General features: G+C 46.3%; 12 protein-coding genes and 1 pseudogene. 3 read left to right on the top strand and 10 right to left on the bottom strand.

The features are described 5' to 3' along the window. Positions 1-122: 122 nt before the first annotated feature. The 4 genes and pseudogenes from V6D44_RS15910 to yfmT all read right to left on the bottom strand — a co-directional run bounded on the left by V6D44_RS15910 (position 123) and on the right by yfmT (position 5,044). Positions 123-569, bottom strand: coding sequence for a YfmQ family protein (locus V6D44_RS15910; protein WP_087992518.1), 447 nt, complete (start codon positions 567-569; stop codon positions 123-125). A gap of 124 nt (positions 570-693) precedes the next feature. Next, on the bottom strand, positions 694-2,583 hold the full coding sequence (locus V6D44_RS15915; RefSeq protein WP_253268930.1) for an ABC-F family ATP-binding cassette domain-containing protein: 1,890 nt from the start codon (positions 2,581-2,583) through the stop codon (positions 694-696). A gap of 133 nt (positions 2,584-2,716) precedes the next feature. After that, a pseudogene (locus V6D44_RS21175) lies at positions 2,717-3,082 on the bottom strand (methyl-accepting chemotaxis protein); the annotation flags it as partial. A 504-nt stretch (positions 3,083-3,586) separates the two neighbouring features. After that, complete coding sequence (gene yfmT / locus V6D44_RS15925; protein WP_087992515.1) at positions 3,587-5,044, bottom strand: benzaldehyde dehydrogenase; 1,458 nt, start codon at positions 5,042-5,044, stop codon at positions 3,587-3,589. A 248-nt stretch (positions 5,045-5,292) separates the two neighbouring features. On the opposite strand from yfmT, the gene V6D44_RS15930 reads away from it, so the two are divergent. The 3 genes from V6D44_RS15930 (at position 5,293) to V6D44_RS15940 (ending at position 8,819) form a co-directional block, all read left to right on the top strand. Further along, on the top strand, positions 5,293-6,678 hold the full coding sequence (locus V6D44_RS15930) for an amino acid permease (RefSeq protein ID WP_087992514.1): 1,386 nt from the start codon (positions 5,293-5,295) through the stop codon (positions 6,676-6,678). A gap of 93 nt (positions 6,679-6,771) precedes the next feature. Then, the gene (locus V6D44_RS15935; RefSeq protein WP_087992513.1) at positions 6,772-7,488 is read left to right on the top strand and encodes a YjjG family noncanonical pyrimidine nucleotidase; all 717 of its coding nucleotides are present in this window, start codon (positions 6,772-6,774) and stop codon (positions 7,486-7,488) included. Positions 7,489-7,589: 101 nt separating this feature from the next. Beyond that, positions 7,590-8,819, top strand: coding sequence for an MFS transporter (locus tag V6D44_RS15940; RefSeq protein ID WP_253268929.1), 1,230 nt, complete (start codon positions 7,590-7,592; stop codon positions 8,817-8,819). A 79-nt stretch (positions 8,820-8,898) separates the two neighbouring features. On the opposite strand, the gene V6D44_RS15945 is transcribed toward V6D44_RS15940, so the two are convergent. The 6 genes from V6D44_RS15945 to ltaS1 all read right to left on the bottom strand — a co-directional run bounded on the left by V6D44_RS15945 (position 8,899) and on the right by ltaS1 (position 15,869). Beyond that, complete coding sequence (locus V6D44_RS15945) at positions 8,899-9,834, bottom strand: putative nucleotide-diphospho-sugar transferase (protein ID WP_087992511.1); 936 nt, start codon at positions 9,832-9,834, stop codon at positions 8,899-8,901. A 14-nt stretch (positions 9,835-9,848) separates the two neighbouring features. Beyond that, positions 9,849-11,012, bottom strand: a complete 1,164-nt coding sequence (locus V6D44_RS15950; RefSeq protein ID WP_333516717.1) for a glycosyltransferase family 2 protein — start codon at positions 11,010-11,012, stop codon at positions 9,849-9,851. 28 nt (positions 11,013-11,040) lie between these two features. Beyond that, positions 11,041-11,952 carry a putative nucleotide-diphospho-sugar transferase gene (locus V6D44_RS15955; RefSeq protein WP_202328406.1) on the bottom strand — a complete coding sequence of 304 codons (912 nt, stop codon included), beginning with the start codon at positions 11,950-11,952 and terminating at the stop codon, positions 11,041-11,043. Positions 11,953-11,975: 23 nt separating this feature from the next. After that, positions 11,976-12,944: a GDP-mannose 4,6-dehydratase gene (locus V6D44_RS15960; protein ID WP_333516718.1), complete on the bottom strand. Its 969-nt coding sequence runs from the start codon at positions 12,942-12,944 to the stop codon at positions 11,976-11,978. A gap of 6 nt (positions 12,945-12,950) precedes the next feature. Next, positions 12,951-13,715, bottom strand: coding sequence for a glucose-1-phosphate cytidylyltransferase (locus V6D44_RS15965; RefSeq protein ID WP_087992507.1), 765 nt, complete (start codon positions 13,713-13,715; stop codon positions 12,951-12,953). A 234-nt stretch (positions 13,716-13,949) separates the two neighbouring features. After that, positions 13,950-15,869 carry a lipoteichoic acid synthase LtaS1 gene (gene ltaS1, locus V6D44_RS15970; RefSeq protein WP_087992506.1) on the bottom strand — a complete coding sequence of 640 codons (1,920 nt, stop codon included), beginning with the start codon at positions 15,867-15,869 and terminating at the stop codon, positions 13,950-13,952. Positions 15,870-16,267: the final 398 nt, after the last annotated feature.

Here is a 16,267-nt window from a genome sequence, read left to right on the forward strand (position 1 = left end):
GTAAATCCCCCTTCGCCGTTTCTGTTACCATTATACACCTTTTGAACCTTAACGTAAACGTAAAGTTTTGAAATACAATAAAAAAACGAGTGGCACAAAGCACTCGTTTTTCACCTTCCTATTTAAGCTAAACTTCCTGTCACTGACAGAGACTGCTTTTGAAGGCTTTCAGAAAGCAATTGATACGCAATGACTTTCTTCTTGTATTGTTTGATGACGTCGATATGGTCGTCATAGCTGTATACAAACAGTTTCACATCTTTTTTGCCTTTTTTCGTATCTATCACCAGCGGCGTGCCGCCGTTTTCCGGATATAAATAACGCTCTTCGTCACCTGGGTAAATATAATATTTCTCCAGAAAGACAGCTTCGTTGAATTGCGCAATCACTTTCTGTTTCTCTTCGCCCTCGAGACATTTTCCATCTAGAGAGAGAACGGCATTTTCGTCACTCAGCTTGGCGTGCACCGCGAATTTGCTGAGCAGCCATTCCATGACGCCTGTTGGAAGACAGGTTAATACGATTTTTACAAGACTCATGAGGATTAACATCACGATCGTCCATGTCATACTTCATCATCTCCGTTGGTTTTCCGTGTGCCGCTGACACACAATTCCATCCTATCATAAGCTGGCCGGTTCGTTTTTGTACATTATGTGAAAAAAGCGCGGCACCTGCGGGCCGCACTTTTTTTCAGCTATCCAGCTCTTCTATCATGAGGGACAATTCTGTCCACCGGTCCATGGCAGCCTCAAGCTCTTCCGCTGTTTTTGCCTGCTCGGCCATCAGCTCTTGGATTTTTCCAAAATCGCTGCCTGCTGCGGCGATGTCAGCTTCGAGCTGCTCATGCTTTTCTTCTAGCTGGGCAATTTTATCTTCGATGCCATCCCATTCAAGCTGATCTTTGTAAGAAAGCTTTTTTCGTTTTTTCTTCGGCTCGGCTTCAGCAGGTTTTACTTCAGCAGCCGGTTTTTCAGCTGTTTTTTTCGTTTTTGACTCCTCCATATAATCGCTGTAGGAGCCTTGGAAGCGGGAAATGACGCCATTTCCTTCAAACACAATCAAACGATCGACGACACGGTCAAGGAAGTAGCGATCATGGGATACAGTGATGACGACACCGGGGAACTGGTCAATATAATCCTCCAGAACGCTTAATGTTTCAGTATCCAAATCGTTCGTCGGCTCATCGAGAAACAGGACATTCGGCTCCTGCATGAGAACCTGAAGCAAGTATAAACGGCGTTTTTCTCCGCCGGACAGCTTGCGGATATACGTCTGCTGCATCGAACGCGGAAAGAGGAAACGCTCGAGCATTTGTTCAGCTGTAATGATATCACCTTCCGCTGTTTTGACGACTTCCGCCGTTGCTTTTATATATTCAATGACCTTTATCTCGCCTTTCATTTCACTATGATCCTGCGTATAGTAGCCGATTCTGACCGTCTGTCCGATCGTAATATGGCCGCTGTCAGGAGTATGCCGGCCGGCAAGGGTGTTTAACAGCGTTGTTTTTCCGATGCCGTTCGGCCCGATAATCCCAATCCGTTCACCCGGTATGACCAGTTCATGAAAGCGATCGACAAGCTTGCGGCCGTCATAAGCGATCATCACGTTCTCCGCTTCAATGACCTGTTTGCCAAGACGATGGGAGCCAATCGCAAAGTCGAGTGAGCCCGATGACTGAGTGCCTTTCTGCTCCTTAAGCGCCTCCACTCGGTCAATTCTTGCCTTTTGTTTTGTGGAACGGGCTTTCGCTCCCCGTCTCAGCCAAGCCAGTTCGCGGCGCAGCAGGTTTTGGCGCTTCGTTTCCTTTTGCTCAGCCTGCGCTTCCCGTTCCGCGCGTTTTTCTAAAAACACTTCATAGTTGCCTTTGTACGTGTAGAGGCTGCCTCGTTCGAGCTCATAAATGCGGTTCGTGACACGATTTAAGAAATACCTGTCGTGCGTCACCAGCATGACAGAGCCGGGATATTGACTTAAATATCCTTCAAGCCACTCAATCGTTTCATTATCCAAATGGTTCGTCGGCTCGTCTAAAATGAGCAGATCAGCGGGCTGAATTAAGTTTTTGGCAATGGCCACCCGTTTTTTCTGACCGCCTGAAAGCTCGTTGACCGGCTTTGTTACGTCGTTGACGCCCAGCTTAGACAATACGGTTTTCGCCAGGGTGTTCGCATCCCACGCGTTGTTCGCGTCCATTTTTGCCTGCGCCGCCAGCAGGTGCTTCTGGCGCTGTTCATTTTCCGGATCTTTGCCCAGTTCATACAGCGCTTTTTCATATTCACGCAAGGTTTTCATCACAGCCGATTCACCGGAATAGATATGCTCCAGCACAGTTTGTCCCGCAGGCAGCTCCGGATCTTGATGAAGAAATTCGACGTGCACGCTGCCGGATTTCGTGATGTCTCCCTCTTCGGTAGATTCCAAGCTGGCGATCACTTTCAGCAGCGTTGATTTTCCTGTTCCGTTCGGTCCGATCAATCCGATTCTCTCATTCTCTTCAATATGAAAGGAGATATGGTCAAATAATGTTTTATCTCCGTATGTTTTATACAGATTTTCCGCTTTTAATATACTCATGATTCCTATCAATCCTCACGTAAGTTCATGTGTACATTTTAAATCAGCCGCTGGAATAAAACTAGTAAAACGTCAGACAAATTTCATGGAAATGCAGGATAGAAAAAGACCAGGGACGTTTGTCCCCGGTCTCTTATTCTTCCTCAAGCGCGTTTTCTGCCATTTTTGCGAGATGCTGCGCGCTTCCTGAAATCTCCTGCATCGTGGCGGAAATTTGTTCAACGGCAGCGGCTTGTCCGTCTGTATGTTGATTAATCGACTCAATGGATTCCTCCAGCCCTTTCAGAAGGCTATGGATTTTTTTCGTGATCTGGTCAATCTGGCCGACATTTTCTTTCGAATGCGTTGCAAGCTTTCTGATTTCATCTGCGACGACAGAGAAGCCTTTTCCGTACTCGCCCGCTCTCGCCGCTTCGATCGCAGCGTTTAAGCCAAGCAGATTGCTTTGGTCAGAGATGCCTTTCACGGTTACTGAAATATCGGCGATTTCACCCGCGCTTTCGCTGACCTTTTTCGCCTGGGAGGAAATCCCCGTCATTTGAGATGAAAATCCGTTGATTGAATCAGAAATATCGGAAATCGCTGCGGCTGTTTGTTCAACAATGGCTGATAAGCTTTCCGCCACATCATGCAGCTTAGACGACTCCTCAAGGCTCGTTCCGAGGCCGACGCCTCCAATCACTCTTCCATTTTCGTCGTGGAGCGGGATGGCGCGTGCGATCAATGGAAATCCGAACAATTCTTTCGGAACCATGCTCGTCTTCTTCTGATTGCTGCGGATGGCGTCTGTGATAATATCCCCTTCCTGCAGCGGATCACCGGCTTTTACGTTTAGAGAAAAGGTTTTGGCCGGTATATTTACGAGCAGTTTTTCCGTATCGTAAATGCCGATAGTGATATCGTCCTGTATCAGGCTGTTTAAATATGGGGCTACTTTGACAAACGCGTCCAGAAGGTCTGCGGTTTCTTTTTCCGTTATGCTCAATTCCATTCACTCCTTTTCTTAATAAGGGAAGCTGCGTTTTTCGTGCTGGACCGAGATCCATTTCAGTGTCGTAAATTCTTCAAGGCTCCATTCTCCGTTCAAACGGCCGAGACCGGATTGCTTTTCACCGCCGAAGGCCACATTCGGTTCATCATTGATGGTCGTGTCATTGACATGAATCATGCCTGTTTCAACTCGCTTCGCAAAAGCCACGCCGCGCTCAAGATTTGATGTATGTACAGCACCGCTCAAGCCAAACGGGGTTTCGTTTGCGATATCCACCGCTTCATCTTCTGAAGCAAACTTCATAAAGGAGACGACAGGTCCGAACAGCTCTTCCTTGGCGATGCTCATGAACGGTTTCACGTCTTTTAAGATCGTCGGCTCCACGATCGTCCCGTTAAATCCGCCAAGCTTCACTGGAACAGCGCCTTCTTCAATCGCTTGCTCCACAGATTTCATTAGCCCGTCCGTCTGTCTGCTGTTGATTAATGGTCCGATAATCGTGTCAGGGTCCATCGGATCGCCGACTTTCAGCGATTCCACTTTTTCCTGATACAGCTCTAGGAACTTGTCATAAATAGAAGAATGAACAAGCACCCGGTTGGCTGACATGCAAATCTGTCCTTGGTGTGTAAATCGGCTGAACACCGCCGCATTGACCGCATATTCAATATCAGCATCCTCAAGCACGATGAAAGCGCTGTTGCCGCCGAGTTCAAGAAGCGGCTTTTTAAAATGCTTCATCGCAAGCTGGCCGATGTAGCTGCCGACTTTCGTAGAACCTGTAAATGAGATGATACGCGGCACGGGGTGTTCGACAAAGCTGTCTCCGATTTCTGCAATGTCGGTGACAACGACATTCAGCAGCCCCTCTGGAATTCCCGCGTTCTCAAAGATTTTTGCAATCAGTGTACCGCCACAAATCGGAGTTTCCTCATGCGGCTTTAACACGACGCCATTGCCGGCTCCGAGTGCGGGCGCCACTGATTTCATAGATAAAAAGAATGGGAAGTTAAATGGACTGATAACGCCGACAACACCTGCCGGCACGCGATATAATCTATTTTCCTTGCCGTCTATTGTTGACGGAAGAATTTTCCCTTCCATACGGACAGGGAACGTTGCCGCTTCTTTCATGATGTTTTTGACAAGCCCGATTTCAAAGGCCGCTTTAAGCCTTGTTCCTCCAAGCTCTTCCATAATTAAATAAATGATGGCTTCTTCGTTCTCTTCAATATATGTGACGGCTTTTTCTAAAATGGTTCTTTTCTCGAACGGATTCACCGCATCCCATTTTTTCTTCGCCAGCGCCGCTGCCCGATACGCTTCATCTACATCGTCAGCAGTCGCTTTTTTGAAGGCTGTGAATGTTTTTTGAGTATAAGGATTTTTGTTTTCCAATACATTTGGGCTGCTGCCTTCCTGCCATTTCCCGCCGATAAACTGTTTATTCAACTCTTCATATTGAAACATGGTCAGCATCTCCTTTTTAACCGCAAGTCAAAATATGGGCGAATCTATTGTTTCTATCGGTTCAGCCTGCATAAAATTGAATATCTAATTAGTAAAAATTACTATCCTGTGATACACCAACGCTTTTTCGCTTCTATCATTTAAAGTGGAAAAATATTTTATTGACTGCGCCAAATTCCGACAATATAATACAACAAGAATTGGGTATAATGATTAGAATATTTTGAATTTTTCAGGAGGAACTTTTGATGAGTTCATTATTTAGAAAAAAAACGCTCGAAACATTGAGTGCGCAGAGCAAGTCAAAAAGCCTTGCTCGTACGTTAAGCGCATTTGATTTAACCTTGCTCGGTATCGGTTGTGTCATCGGTACAGGGATTTTTGTCATTACAGGAACAGTGGCCGCGACCGGCGCAGGTCCCGCCCTCATCATATCGTTTATTTTAGCGGGGCTCGCCTGCGCGCTCGCTGCCTTCTGCTATGCTGAATTTTCGTCTTCGATTCCGATTTCGGGAAGCGTGTACTCATACTCCTACGTGACACTCGGAGAGCTGCTTGCCTTTTTGATCGGATGGGATCTCATGCTTGAATATGTCATTGCGCTGTCGGCTGTTGCCACCGGCTGGTCTTCATACTTTCAATCACTGCTTGCCGGCTTCAACCTTCATATTCCGGCCGCATTGGCAGGGGCGCCGGGGAGCACGCCGGGCGCCGTGTTTAATCTTCCGGCCGCAGTGATCATTCTCATCATCACTGCGATTGTCAGCCGAGGCGTCAAAGAAAGCACACGGTTTAACAACGTCATCGTGCTGATGAAAATCGGGATCATTTTATTGTTCATTATTGTCGGCATCGGTTATGTCAAACCGGATAACTGGTCTCCTTTTATGCCGTTCGGGATGAAAGGCGTCATTGTCAGCGCGGCAACTGTATTCTTCGCGTATCTCGGATTTGACGCCGTTTCTAACGCTTCAGAGGAAGTGAAAAACCCGCAAAAAAACATGCCCGTCGGCATTATTTCAGCTCTTGCCGTCTGTACGGTTCTATACATCACGGTATCGCTTGTGCTGACAGGCATGATGCCTTATACCAAATTGGATGTCGGAGATCCGGTGTCCTTTGCGCTTAAATTCGTCGGCCAAGATGCTGTTGCAGGAATTATTTCTGTCGGTGCCATTATCGGGATTACGACGGTTATGCTCGCTTTGCTGTACGCTCAGGTCCGCTTGACATTTGCCATGAGCAGAGACGGCCTTCTGCCTGGATTGTTCGCAAAGGTTCATCCGTCGTTTAAAACCCCGTTCCGCAACACATGGCTGACAGGTATCGTTGCGGCGGGAATCGCCGGCTTTATCAACCTCGGAACGCTGGCTCATCTGGTGAACATGGGAACGCTGGCCGCGTTTACGGTCATTTCCATCGCTGTTATCGTATTAAGAAAAAAACATCCGGAAATTAAAGCGTCCTTCAGAGTGCCGTTCGTTCCGGTTGTGCCAATTATCAGCGCTGGCATCTGCCTATGGTTCATGTACAGCCTTCCCGGCGTCACATGGCTTTCATTTGCCATCTGGATCGCAGTTGGAACGCTGGTTTACTTCCTGTATTCGAGGAAACATAGTTTATTAAACAAATAATCTCTTTTCAGCCGGCGGTGCCTCACCAGCCGGCTTTTTCCTTTTTTTATGTGCTATACTTTGAAGGACATATGCAGAAAGGGAGACAAACCGATGAAACAATACCGCACTTTATTATTTGATGTAGATGATACCATCCTTGATTTTAGAGCGGCAGAAGCATTAGCGCTGCGTTTGCTGTTTGAAGATCAGAACATTCCTTTAACAGATGAAATGAAGATGCAGTATAAAACAATCAATCAAGGTCTCTGGAGTGCCTTTGAAGAAGGAAAAATGACACGGGATGAAGTCGTGAACACCCGTTTTGCCGCTTTGTTCAAGGAATACAGTTATGAGGCGGACGGCACCTTGCTTGAGCAAAAATACCGTAGCTTTCTTGAAGAAGGGCATCAGCTTGTTGACGGCGCCTTTGATCTCATCTCAAACCTGCAGTATCAGTTTGATTTGTATATCGTGACAAACGGCGTGTCTAAGACGCAGTACAAGCGTCTCCGTGATTCAGGATTATTTCCGTTTTTTAAAGATATTTTCGTATCTGAAGACACCGGCTACCAAAAGCCAATGAAGGAATATTTCGATTACGTGTTTGAACGGATTCCCTCATTTTCAGCAGAGCACGCATTAATTATCGGTGATTCGCTGACTGCCGATATCAAAGGCGGACAGCTCGCCGGGCTTGATACTTGCTGGATTAACCCTGACATGAAGCCGAATAAGTCAGAAACAGTGCCAACTTATGAGATTCGTAAGCTTGAAGAGCTGTATCACATTTTGAATATCAAAAATAACGTCAGCTGCTCATTAGGCTGATGTTTTTCTTTTTGGAGAGTCTTTTTACCTCTTGATAAATTCTTCACCTTATGAATAATATGGTGGTATGCTTTGGTTATATATGTAAGGAGGAAACTCAATTGGCTATCGCCGCCCCGTTAAAAGAAAAAACCGTTCAAAAACCAGGCACCACGGTGTATCCGATTTTGGTGATCATTGGAATCTGCCATATGCTCAACGATTCGCTGCAAGCCGTGATTCCGGCCATGTTTCCTATTTTGGAACGCTCCATGAGCCTGACGTTTACACAGCTCGGCATCATCGCTTTCACATTAAACATGGTGTCATCTGTGATGCAGCCTGTCGTCGGCTGGTATACCGATAAACGGCCGCTGCCTTACGCGCTGCCAATCGGCCTGACCGCCAGCATGCTCGGCATTTTTGGCCTTGCATTTGCCCCCTCATTCATAACGATCTTATGCTGTGTGTTTTTCATCGGATTAGGTTCGGCCATTTTCCATCCGGAAGGCTCCCGTGTGGCATACATGGCCGCCGGCACAAAACGCGGGCTCGCCCAGTCGATCTATCAGGTGGGCGGAAACTCAGGCCAGGCGATGGCGCCTCTCATCACCGCGCTGATCCTTGTGCCGCTCGGGCAATTCGGCGCCGTTTGGTTCACGCTTGTCGCCGCGCTTGCTGTTATGTTTCTGCTGTATATTGCGAAATGGTACGCCGCACGTCTCGGAAGCCTTACCCAGAAGTCCGGCAAACAAAAGAAAACGGCTGAAAACACGGCCATTACCAAGTCTGTTATTTCTGCTCTTATCATGATTATATTTTTAATTTTTGCGCGTTCTTGGTATATGAGTGCGATCGGCAACTTTTACACGTTTTACGCGATCGATACATATCACGTAAGCATCCAGCAGGCGCAGAGTTATATTTTTGTCTTTTTGCTGTTCGGCGCTGTCGGCACGTTTGTCGGCGGCCCGCTCGCAGATCGTTTCGGAAAACGCTTCGTGATCCTCTGTTCGCTGCTGTGCTCGGCGCCGCTGGCGATTTTTCTTCCATTTGCAGGACCTGTGCTCGCCTATGGCGTGCTCGCATTAATCGGCTTAGTGCTGATGTCGAGCTTTTCAGTAACGGTTGTCTACGCACAGGAGCTTGTTCCCGGAAAAATCGGTACAATGTCCGGTTTGACTGTCGGGCTCGCCTTCGGGATGGGCGCGATTGGCGCTGTAGCGTTGGGCGCTCTGATTGACGCCGCGGGACTGACCCCGACGATGATTGCCACCGCCTTTCTCCCTGTGCTCGGCATCCTAGCCTTCCTATTGCCGAGCGATCAGAAGCTGAGAGAATGGCATAAGTGAGCACCAACGCGCAGGACTGACAACGAATGCGAGGGTTTGTCGACACGCTGAAAAACCCCTGCCATGCGGCAGGGATTTTTTAATCGAGCTGTACAAAATGAGTATCCGGCACCGCGTGCTTTGGAATAAAACCGTCCGCAAAGTCCGGGAACGCCGCCTGTATTTCGTCAATCCATCTTTTCAGGTTTAACACATACGGCATATAAATCATTTCAATTGCCGCTTCGTCTTCAATCTGATAATACCAGCAAAGATTAAACTCTTTTTCCGTCACCAATGTGAACCCGGAGAAATGATAGAACACCAGCGGCGTTTCATCGACATACACGCGGCCGTCCTTTTGCCCGACCTTATAGTTTTCGATATTCCAAAGCGCTGTATTGGCCCCGATTGATTTGACAATATGCACATCCTTATACTGCGACGGCCACTTCTCCACATACCTTTGGTCACCGTATGTCTTTCGTTCCGTATTCATTTCTACTGTACAAAATGCAATGCAGTCCTGTCTCCACTGCCACACCGCTTCATATGCTTCTTTCGTATTCGCGGCACCGACAAAGCCTGTGTTAAAGCGGCCGGTCCGTTCATAGTAGGACAGGAACCGCGGCGAGTTCCGGTGATCAGTCAAATATAGAGAAGCCGCTGGGTTTTCGGCAAAAATACATGCTGGATCAGAAAAGAAAAACAGATCGGTATCCATATGGGCAAAGTATTCCGCATCATTCCATTTGCTCATAACATGGAACAAAAAAGCGGGTTTTAATGTCCAGCAATATTCATGAAACGTTCGATTGCTTTTCGCTTTCAGCAGCTCCGGGTCTTCCATTTCATGCAGCTGCACAAAGGTCACATGCTCCCATGGCACGTGCTGAAGCAACTCATACGCTTTTTGATCGACACACAGCACATACAAATGAAAATCATCGCAATGCTCATGGAGCGAATGAATCATCGGCATGAGCTTAAAGATATGCGTCCTTGACACTATTGTTGAAAAATGAAATGTACTCACCATACCACATCCAATTATCTAAGATCCACGTGCAGCAAATCGTTGACAAGCGCATACAGCGCGTTGGCGAAATCATTTACGCCAAGCTTTTTCTTCGCTTTTGGCAGAAGCTTACGGACAGTTTGTAAATCAAAGTTTTTCGCCGTCACCCTAGGGGCTTTCTTTTGCCAATCCGGGTCAATGTTGCGTTCTTTGACAACATGAAGCAGCTCAAGAAACAGATTCAGCAGCATGTCGTATTTGCGAGCTTCCAAAAGCTTTTGAATATCAGCCATGATGCCGTTCGTCATGTCAGGCGGGAACGGCCCGTTAAAAGCGAGATGAACGTCTAAGGAGCGGATGTTGTTGTATTTATCGCACATGTAGGCAATATTTGCCCGAATATCGTCTACCGACTTACAATTGCTCGGGTGCTCTTGATGAACACTGACAATATCGCGATGCAGCCTGAACGTCAGCCCGGCCTGATGAAGCCTGATTCCGAGGTCATAATCCTCAAATCCGTACCGCACAATGCCTTCATCAAATAAACCGAGGTCAGTCACATGCTTGCGTTTGACAGAGGAATTATTCGTGATAAAAAAGCGCCATGGCATATGGTAGCCTTTCAGGTCATCGCTGTACTCATCTAAAATCCGCTTGAGCACGTCAATAAAGTCGGTATCAAGGTCGAAGCTTTTGTCCAGAAAGCTTCCGTTTTTGATGTCCTCTTCCTTCAGCAGCTTTTGTTTGTCTTTCTTCGGCATTTCGTCTACGAGCTTTGCGAGCTGTTCCTTATGTTCATCTTCAAAGCGTTCATAATAAAAACTGTAGATCCGTTTCCAAAACAAACCGCACACCACAAGATTCTCTTCGTTCTCATGGGCTTTAATATGCTTTGCCACAAGGTCCTTTGCCGCAAGCATATCGCTGTCATGAAAAATCAGGATATCTCCTCTGGCGTTGCGAAGCGCTTGATTTCGTCCATACGCAATGCCCCTGTTTTCTTTAATCCGTGTAAAGATCAGCGGAAAATCTGCTTGAAATGTCTCAAGCATTGGGAGCGTCCCATCCTCAGAGCCATTGTCTGCTACAATGACTTCAAATTCTTCATCGCACTCCTGCTGGTTTAATGACAGAAGGCTGTTATAGAGACGCTCCTTTGAATTATATGCAGGAATAATAACGCTTGCTTTCACTTCATTTTCACTTCCTGTATTTAATCATTTATTTGTTATCATCTTTTGAAGCAAAACCGTCAAATTCAGGGTCTAACGTGTTGATGTGCTGAATGATATGCGGCAGTGTTTCTTGATACAGCTCATGCACAAACGGCAGGTCTGTGCGGGTTGTTTCATGAATCTGTTTGATTTCATTGATGCTGACGATTCGGTATCCGCTGAAATGGTAAAAAATCAGCGGGCTGCCATCCTCCAGCACGATCCTTCCATCCTCCCAGGAAAACGTATGCTGCCCGTAGTTCCAGTGGCCGACGTTGACACCGGGTGTCGTGATGTCACATACGTTCGAAAACAGCCCAGACATATAATCCAAATAGCCTTGATCACCGAATTTCCCTTCACCCGGGGCATTTTTACACTCCTCAAGACAGCGTTCCTTCCACCATTCCAAGCAGTCCGTGCCGTCATCATCACGCTTGAAGCTGATAAAGCCGGAGTTATATCTGCCTAAAAGGCGCTGCAGCATGACAATCTGCTCTTTTTCGAAGGAAGGGATGACGATATCACCCCGTGAAAGCAGCACCGAGCAGTCCGGCTGGTTTTCAAAAATCGGCGATGGATCGGCATAGAAAAAGAGATCCCCGTCAATATACGTCACACGCTCCAGCTCGGGGTTGCTGTTCAGCACAGCTTGCAGGAAGATCGGCTTCATCGTCCAGCAGTACTCGCTTTGATCTCTTGTTTCCTTGAGCTTCAGAAGCCGTTCATTTTCGAGCGCGGACACCGGCACAAGGTTCAGCTGCTTCATCTTCAGTTTCTGTAAGACACGGTGCGTATCTTCATCCATGCATAATGTAAATATAGGGCTGTTTGGATCAACTTGCTCCAACGACTTAAATAAGGCGACTGCCTGATATAATCTCCCTTTTGATAAAACGGTGCAATATGCGCTGGTCACAGTCATGTTCACCTCGTTTCATATTACTTTTTGAAGAATTCCGTATACCACTCAATCGTTTTTTCTAGTCCCTCATCAATGGTGTAGACCGGTGTCCAATGCAGCAGCTTTCTCGCTTTTTCCGCGGATAAATATTGATGTTTGATTTCATTGCTTCCCTGATTCAGCACCTTTGGCTTCAGGCTGCTGCTCATTTTCTTCAATATTTTTTCAACCAGTTCAAGTACGGTCAGCTGAATCTCATTGCTGAAGTTAAAGGCCTCTCCGGCAAGATTGTTTTCTTCCATTTTTTCTGCCAGAAGCAAATAAGCCTGAACGGCATCTTCGATATAAAAGTAGTCGCGGACAAACGTGCCGTCGCTGCGGATTTCCGGCGCTTCCCCGTTCAGCACAAGCTGAATCGTTTGCGGAATGATGCGGTTGAAGTTCAAATCCCCGCCGCCGTACAGGTTTCCGCAGCGCGTGATGCAGACCGGAACCCCGTATGTGTGATAATACGTGTGGCTGATCAGATCTGCGCAGCTTTTCGAGACGTCGTACGGATGTTTGCCTTGCAGCGGCATATTTTCATCGTACGGAAGGTTCTCTTGATCGCCGTAAGCTTTATCACTTGAAGCGACAATGACCCGCTTGATTAACGGGTGCTTCCGGCAGGCTTCGAGAACATTCCACGTACCGAGGATATTCGCTTCAAAGGTGGAAATCGGGTTGCGGTTTGCCACGCCGACAATCGCTTGTGCGGCGAGGTGAAAGACTGTGTCAATTTCATACTCGCCAAGCGTGCGTTCAATCACAGGCAAGTCTTCAAGAGAGCCCCGCACGATGTTCATTTTCTTGATATGTTCTCCCTGATAAAGATTGGATTGCGGCACATGATCTCTGACAAGCCCCGTCACGTTGGCGCCCTGTTCGATCAGTTCTTTCACCAAATAGCTTCCTAAAAGACCTGTACACCCCGTGACAAATACGTTTTTATTTTTCCAGAAACTCAAATCAGTTCACCATACCTTCCATACTTGTTGTCCTTGATCCCACATTTTGTTGACTTCTAAGAGATTTTTATACGTATCGATGGCCGTCCAAAATCCGTAATGGCGGTACACGGCAAGTTCTCCGTCTTTGGCAAGGTTCTTCAGCGGTTCATCTTCGAACATCATGTTCCCGTCCTTCGGCAAATATTCGAAAACCTTGGGACTGAGAACAAAGAATCCGCCATTGATGATTCCGTCACTCGATGTTTTCTCAGAAAATGTTTTCGCCATGCCGTCTTCAACCGTCAAGGTGCCGAACTGCGAGACTTTGTCAATACCGGTGACAGTCGCGGCAGCACCTTTTGCCTGATGATAGCTGATGAGATGGAAAAGATTGATATTGGCCAGCCCGTCCCCATAGGTGAGCAGAAACGTTTCATCGCCGATATAGTCTTTTGCCTGCAAAATTCTTCCGGCTGTCAGCGTGTCTTCCCCTGTCTCCAAAAACGTCATTTTCCACGTTTCAGGCTGCCCCAGCATCTGCACCTCTCCCGTAGAGCTGTCGAGAGTCAGGCTGTTGTGCTTCCATTCATAATCGAGAAAGTATTCTTTGATTTTTTCTCCTTTATAGCCCAAAAGCAGAATAAACTCGTTTACTCCGTAGTACTGATAGATTTTCATAATATGCCATAGAATCGGTTTGCCGCCTATCATGGCGAGCGGTTTAGGAATGTCGTTCGTGACTTCACTCATTCTCGTTCCTTTTCCGCCGCAGAGAATGACCGCTTTCATCTCTACCCCTCATCTCTATGAATATTGAGTTCGAAACCTGGTAATCTTTACAATCTACCAAGGCGTTTCCCCGATAATTTGTCCACTTCAATACCGGTTTCAAATTCTACTGTAATGATATGAGAGAAAGCCGGCCTTGGTGACCAAATGGAATCTATTTTTTCAAGTTGGTTATGTAACCAAAAAAAGAGCCTTGAGCGAAGGCAATGTGCCCGCTCAAGGCTCTTTCTCGTCTTATTTGATTTCTTTTTCCTTGCCGTAATGATAGTCAGACGGATCAACGGCTTTGAAATCACTCAGTTTGTGGAATCTCAGCAAGTCTTTGTACAGGACACTGTCTGAGAGACTCAGCTGCTGGCTCACTCTTGTTTTCAGATTCTTCGTTTCTTCATTCGCTTCCAGTTTTTCACCTGTCTTCGTATCGTAAATGATATTGTCGACTGATGTGTACTTCGGCGTCACGAAGTCGCCGTTTCTGAACGCCACTGTATCATCGTGGTCTTTAGACAATAAATCAGTGCCGAAGTTGATATATTTCTGCGAATCAATACCTTGCAAGTGCAGAAGTGTCGGCATAACGTCAATTTCGCCGCCATACGTATGGTTCACTCCGCCTTTTTTGCCAGGCACGCGGATCATCAGAGGCACGCGCTGGTTCTGCGCGTTTTGGTAATCTGTAATTTCTTTTCCGAGAATCTCTTTCATCGCGCGGTTATGGTTTTCAGAAATACCGTTGTGGTCACCGTAAAGCATAATGACTGAATTGTCATAAAGGCCGGCTTCCTTCAGTTCCTTGAAGAATTGCTCAAGCGACTCGTCAAGGTAACGGGCTGTCTGGAAGTAATTATCAACTGTTTTATCACCCGTTGTCGCTTTCTTAATGGTCGCATCTTTTTCATCCAGGTTAAACGGATAATGGTGTGTCAACGTAATCAAATGCGCGTAAAACGGCTGTTTAAGAGATTCAAGTTTAGGAATCGATTCTGTAAAGAACGGCTTATCCTTGAGTCCCATATTCACGAGGTTTTCTTCAGACATGTCATAACTGCTTGCGTCGAAGAACTCGTCATACCCAATATGTTTATAAACCTGGTCACGGTTCCAGAATGATTTGTAGTCACCATGCATAACAGCGCTTGTGTAGCCTTCCTTCTGGTCTAAAATCGCCGGAAGCGACTGGTATGTGTTTTCGCCCTTCGTCACAAACGCGGAGCCTTCAGGAAGGCCGAAGATGGAGTTGTCCATTGTCAGCTCGGCATCGGATGTTTTTCCCTGGCCGGTTTGATGGAAAAAGTTATCAAAATACATCATATCTTCTGCGCCGTGTGCGAGTTTATTTAAGAAAGGCGTCACCTCTTCACCGTTCAGCTTATAATCAATCAGGAATGTCTGGAAGCTTTCCAGGTGAATCTTAATGATGTTTTTGCCTTTGGCAGAACCGAAGTACTCGGCATTCGGTTTCGCATAATGAGACGTCGTGTAATTCTCGACACTTGTTAAATCATCGCTGCTGGCGTAGGCTCTTTGTGATTCCGTTTGAGCCGTCTGCACACCGTCATAAATGGTGTAATTGTAAAGACCTAAATATTTCACGATATAATTGCGGTCAAACGTTCTTGTCAGCAGCTGCGGTCGGTCTTTTTCCGCATAGTGCAGGTTGATGAAAAACAGTGCGACCCCGGAAAGGATCACCAAAGACGCAAAGCGTTTTTTCATTTTGTATTCTTTTAATTCAGGTCTCCAGATCAATACCGCAATCAAAATCATAATATCTAAGAAATAGAAAATATCATGAGCGGCCATGATGCTGAAAATCCCGTCTCCCATGTTTCCGACGTTGCCGGACTGTTTAATGTTCGGGAACGTCAAGAAATCGTCAAAGAAACGATAGAATAAAATATTCGCGTATAACACAAATGTCATCACAAAATCGATTATCAGCATGATAATCGCTGATTTGCGCCCTTTCGCAAGCAAAGCCAGTCCTAAAAAGAAGACAGCGCTTGAGAACGGGTTAAATACCAGGAGGATCTCCTGGGTTGTGCCTTTTACCCCTAGGTTAAACTCTGCCTTGTAGGATAAATACGTTTTTGCCCAAAACAGTATAACAGCCAGCACAAAAAAGCTAAGTTTGTAAGAGAAAAGTTTCTTCATAGCAACCTCTACTTTCTTAAACACTTTAAGTCTTTATTCATATTTACCTGCTCTTTATCCTGTCTTCCAATTCCTTCTTTCCAAACAAAATCAAGGCATCACACAACAAATAAATACACCGCGGTAAGCCCGGAATATTTATGTTTTGCACCATACCATTTTTATTGCACCTATTTCAGACCAACCATTGGACGCACGAAGCCTTCGTTTCGTTTCACATTTTTTCTCGGAAATAAAAAAGACTTCTTTTTTCATGTGTGCCTTTTTTAAAAAAATAGATACCGAGTATAAGAATAACATAAACTAGCAAAAACGAAAAATAGGTCTTATGGACAGCCCGCCCTTCAGACGGGCTGTGGTGATTGTATGCGCGATCACAATTTTTTTGCAAGGACAAA

It is taken from the genome of Bacillus sp. 0209A, from assembly GCF_036765095.1.
GTDB lineage: Bacteria > Bacillota > Bacilli > Bacillales > Bacillaceae > Bacillus > Bacillus subtilis_G.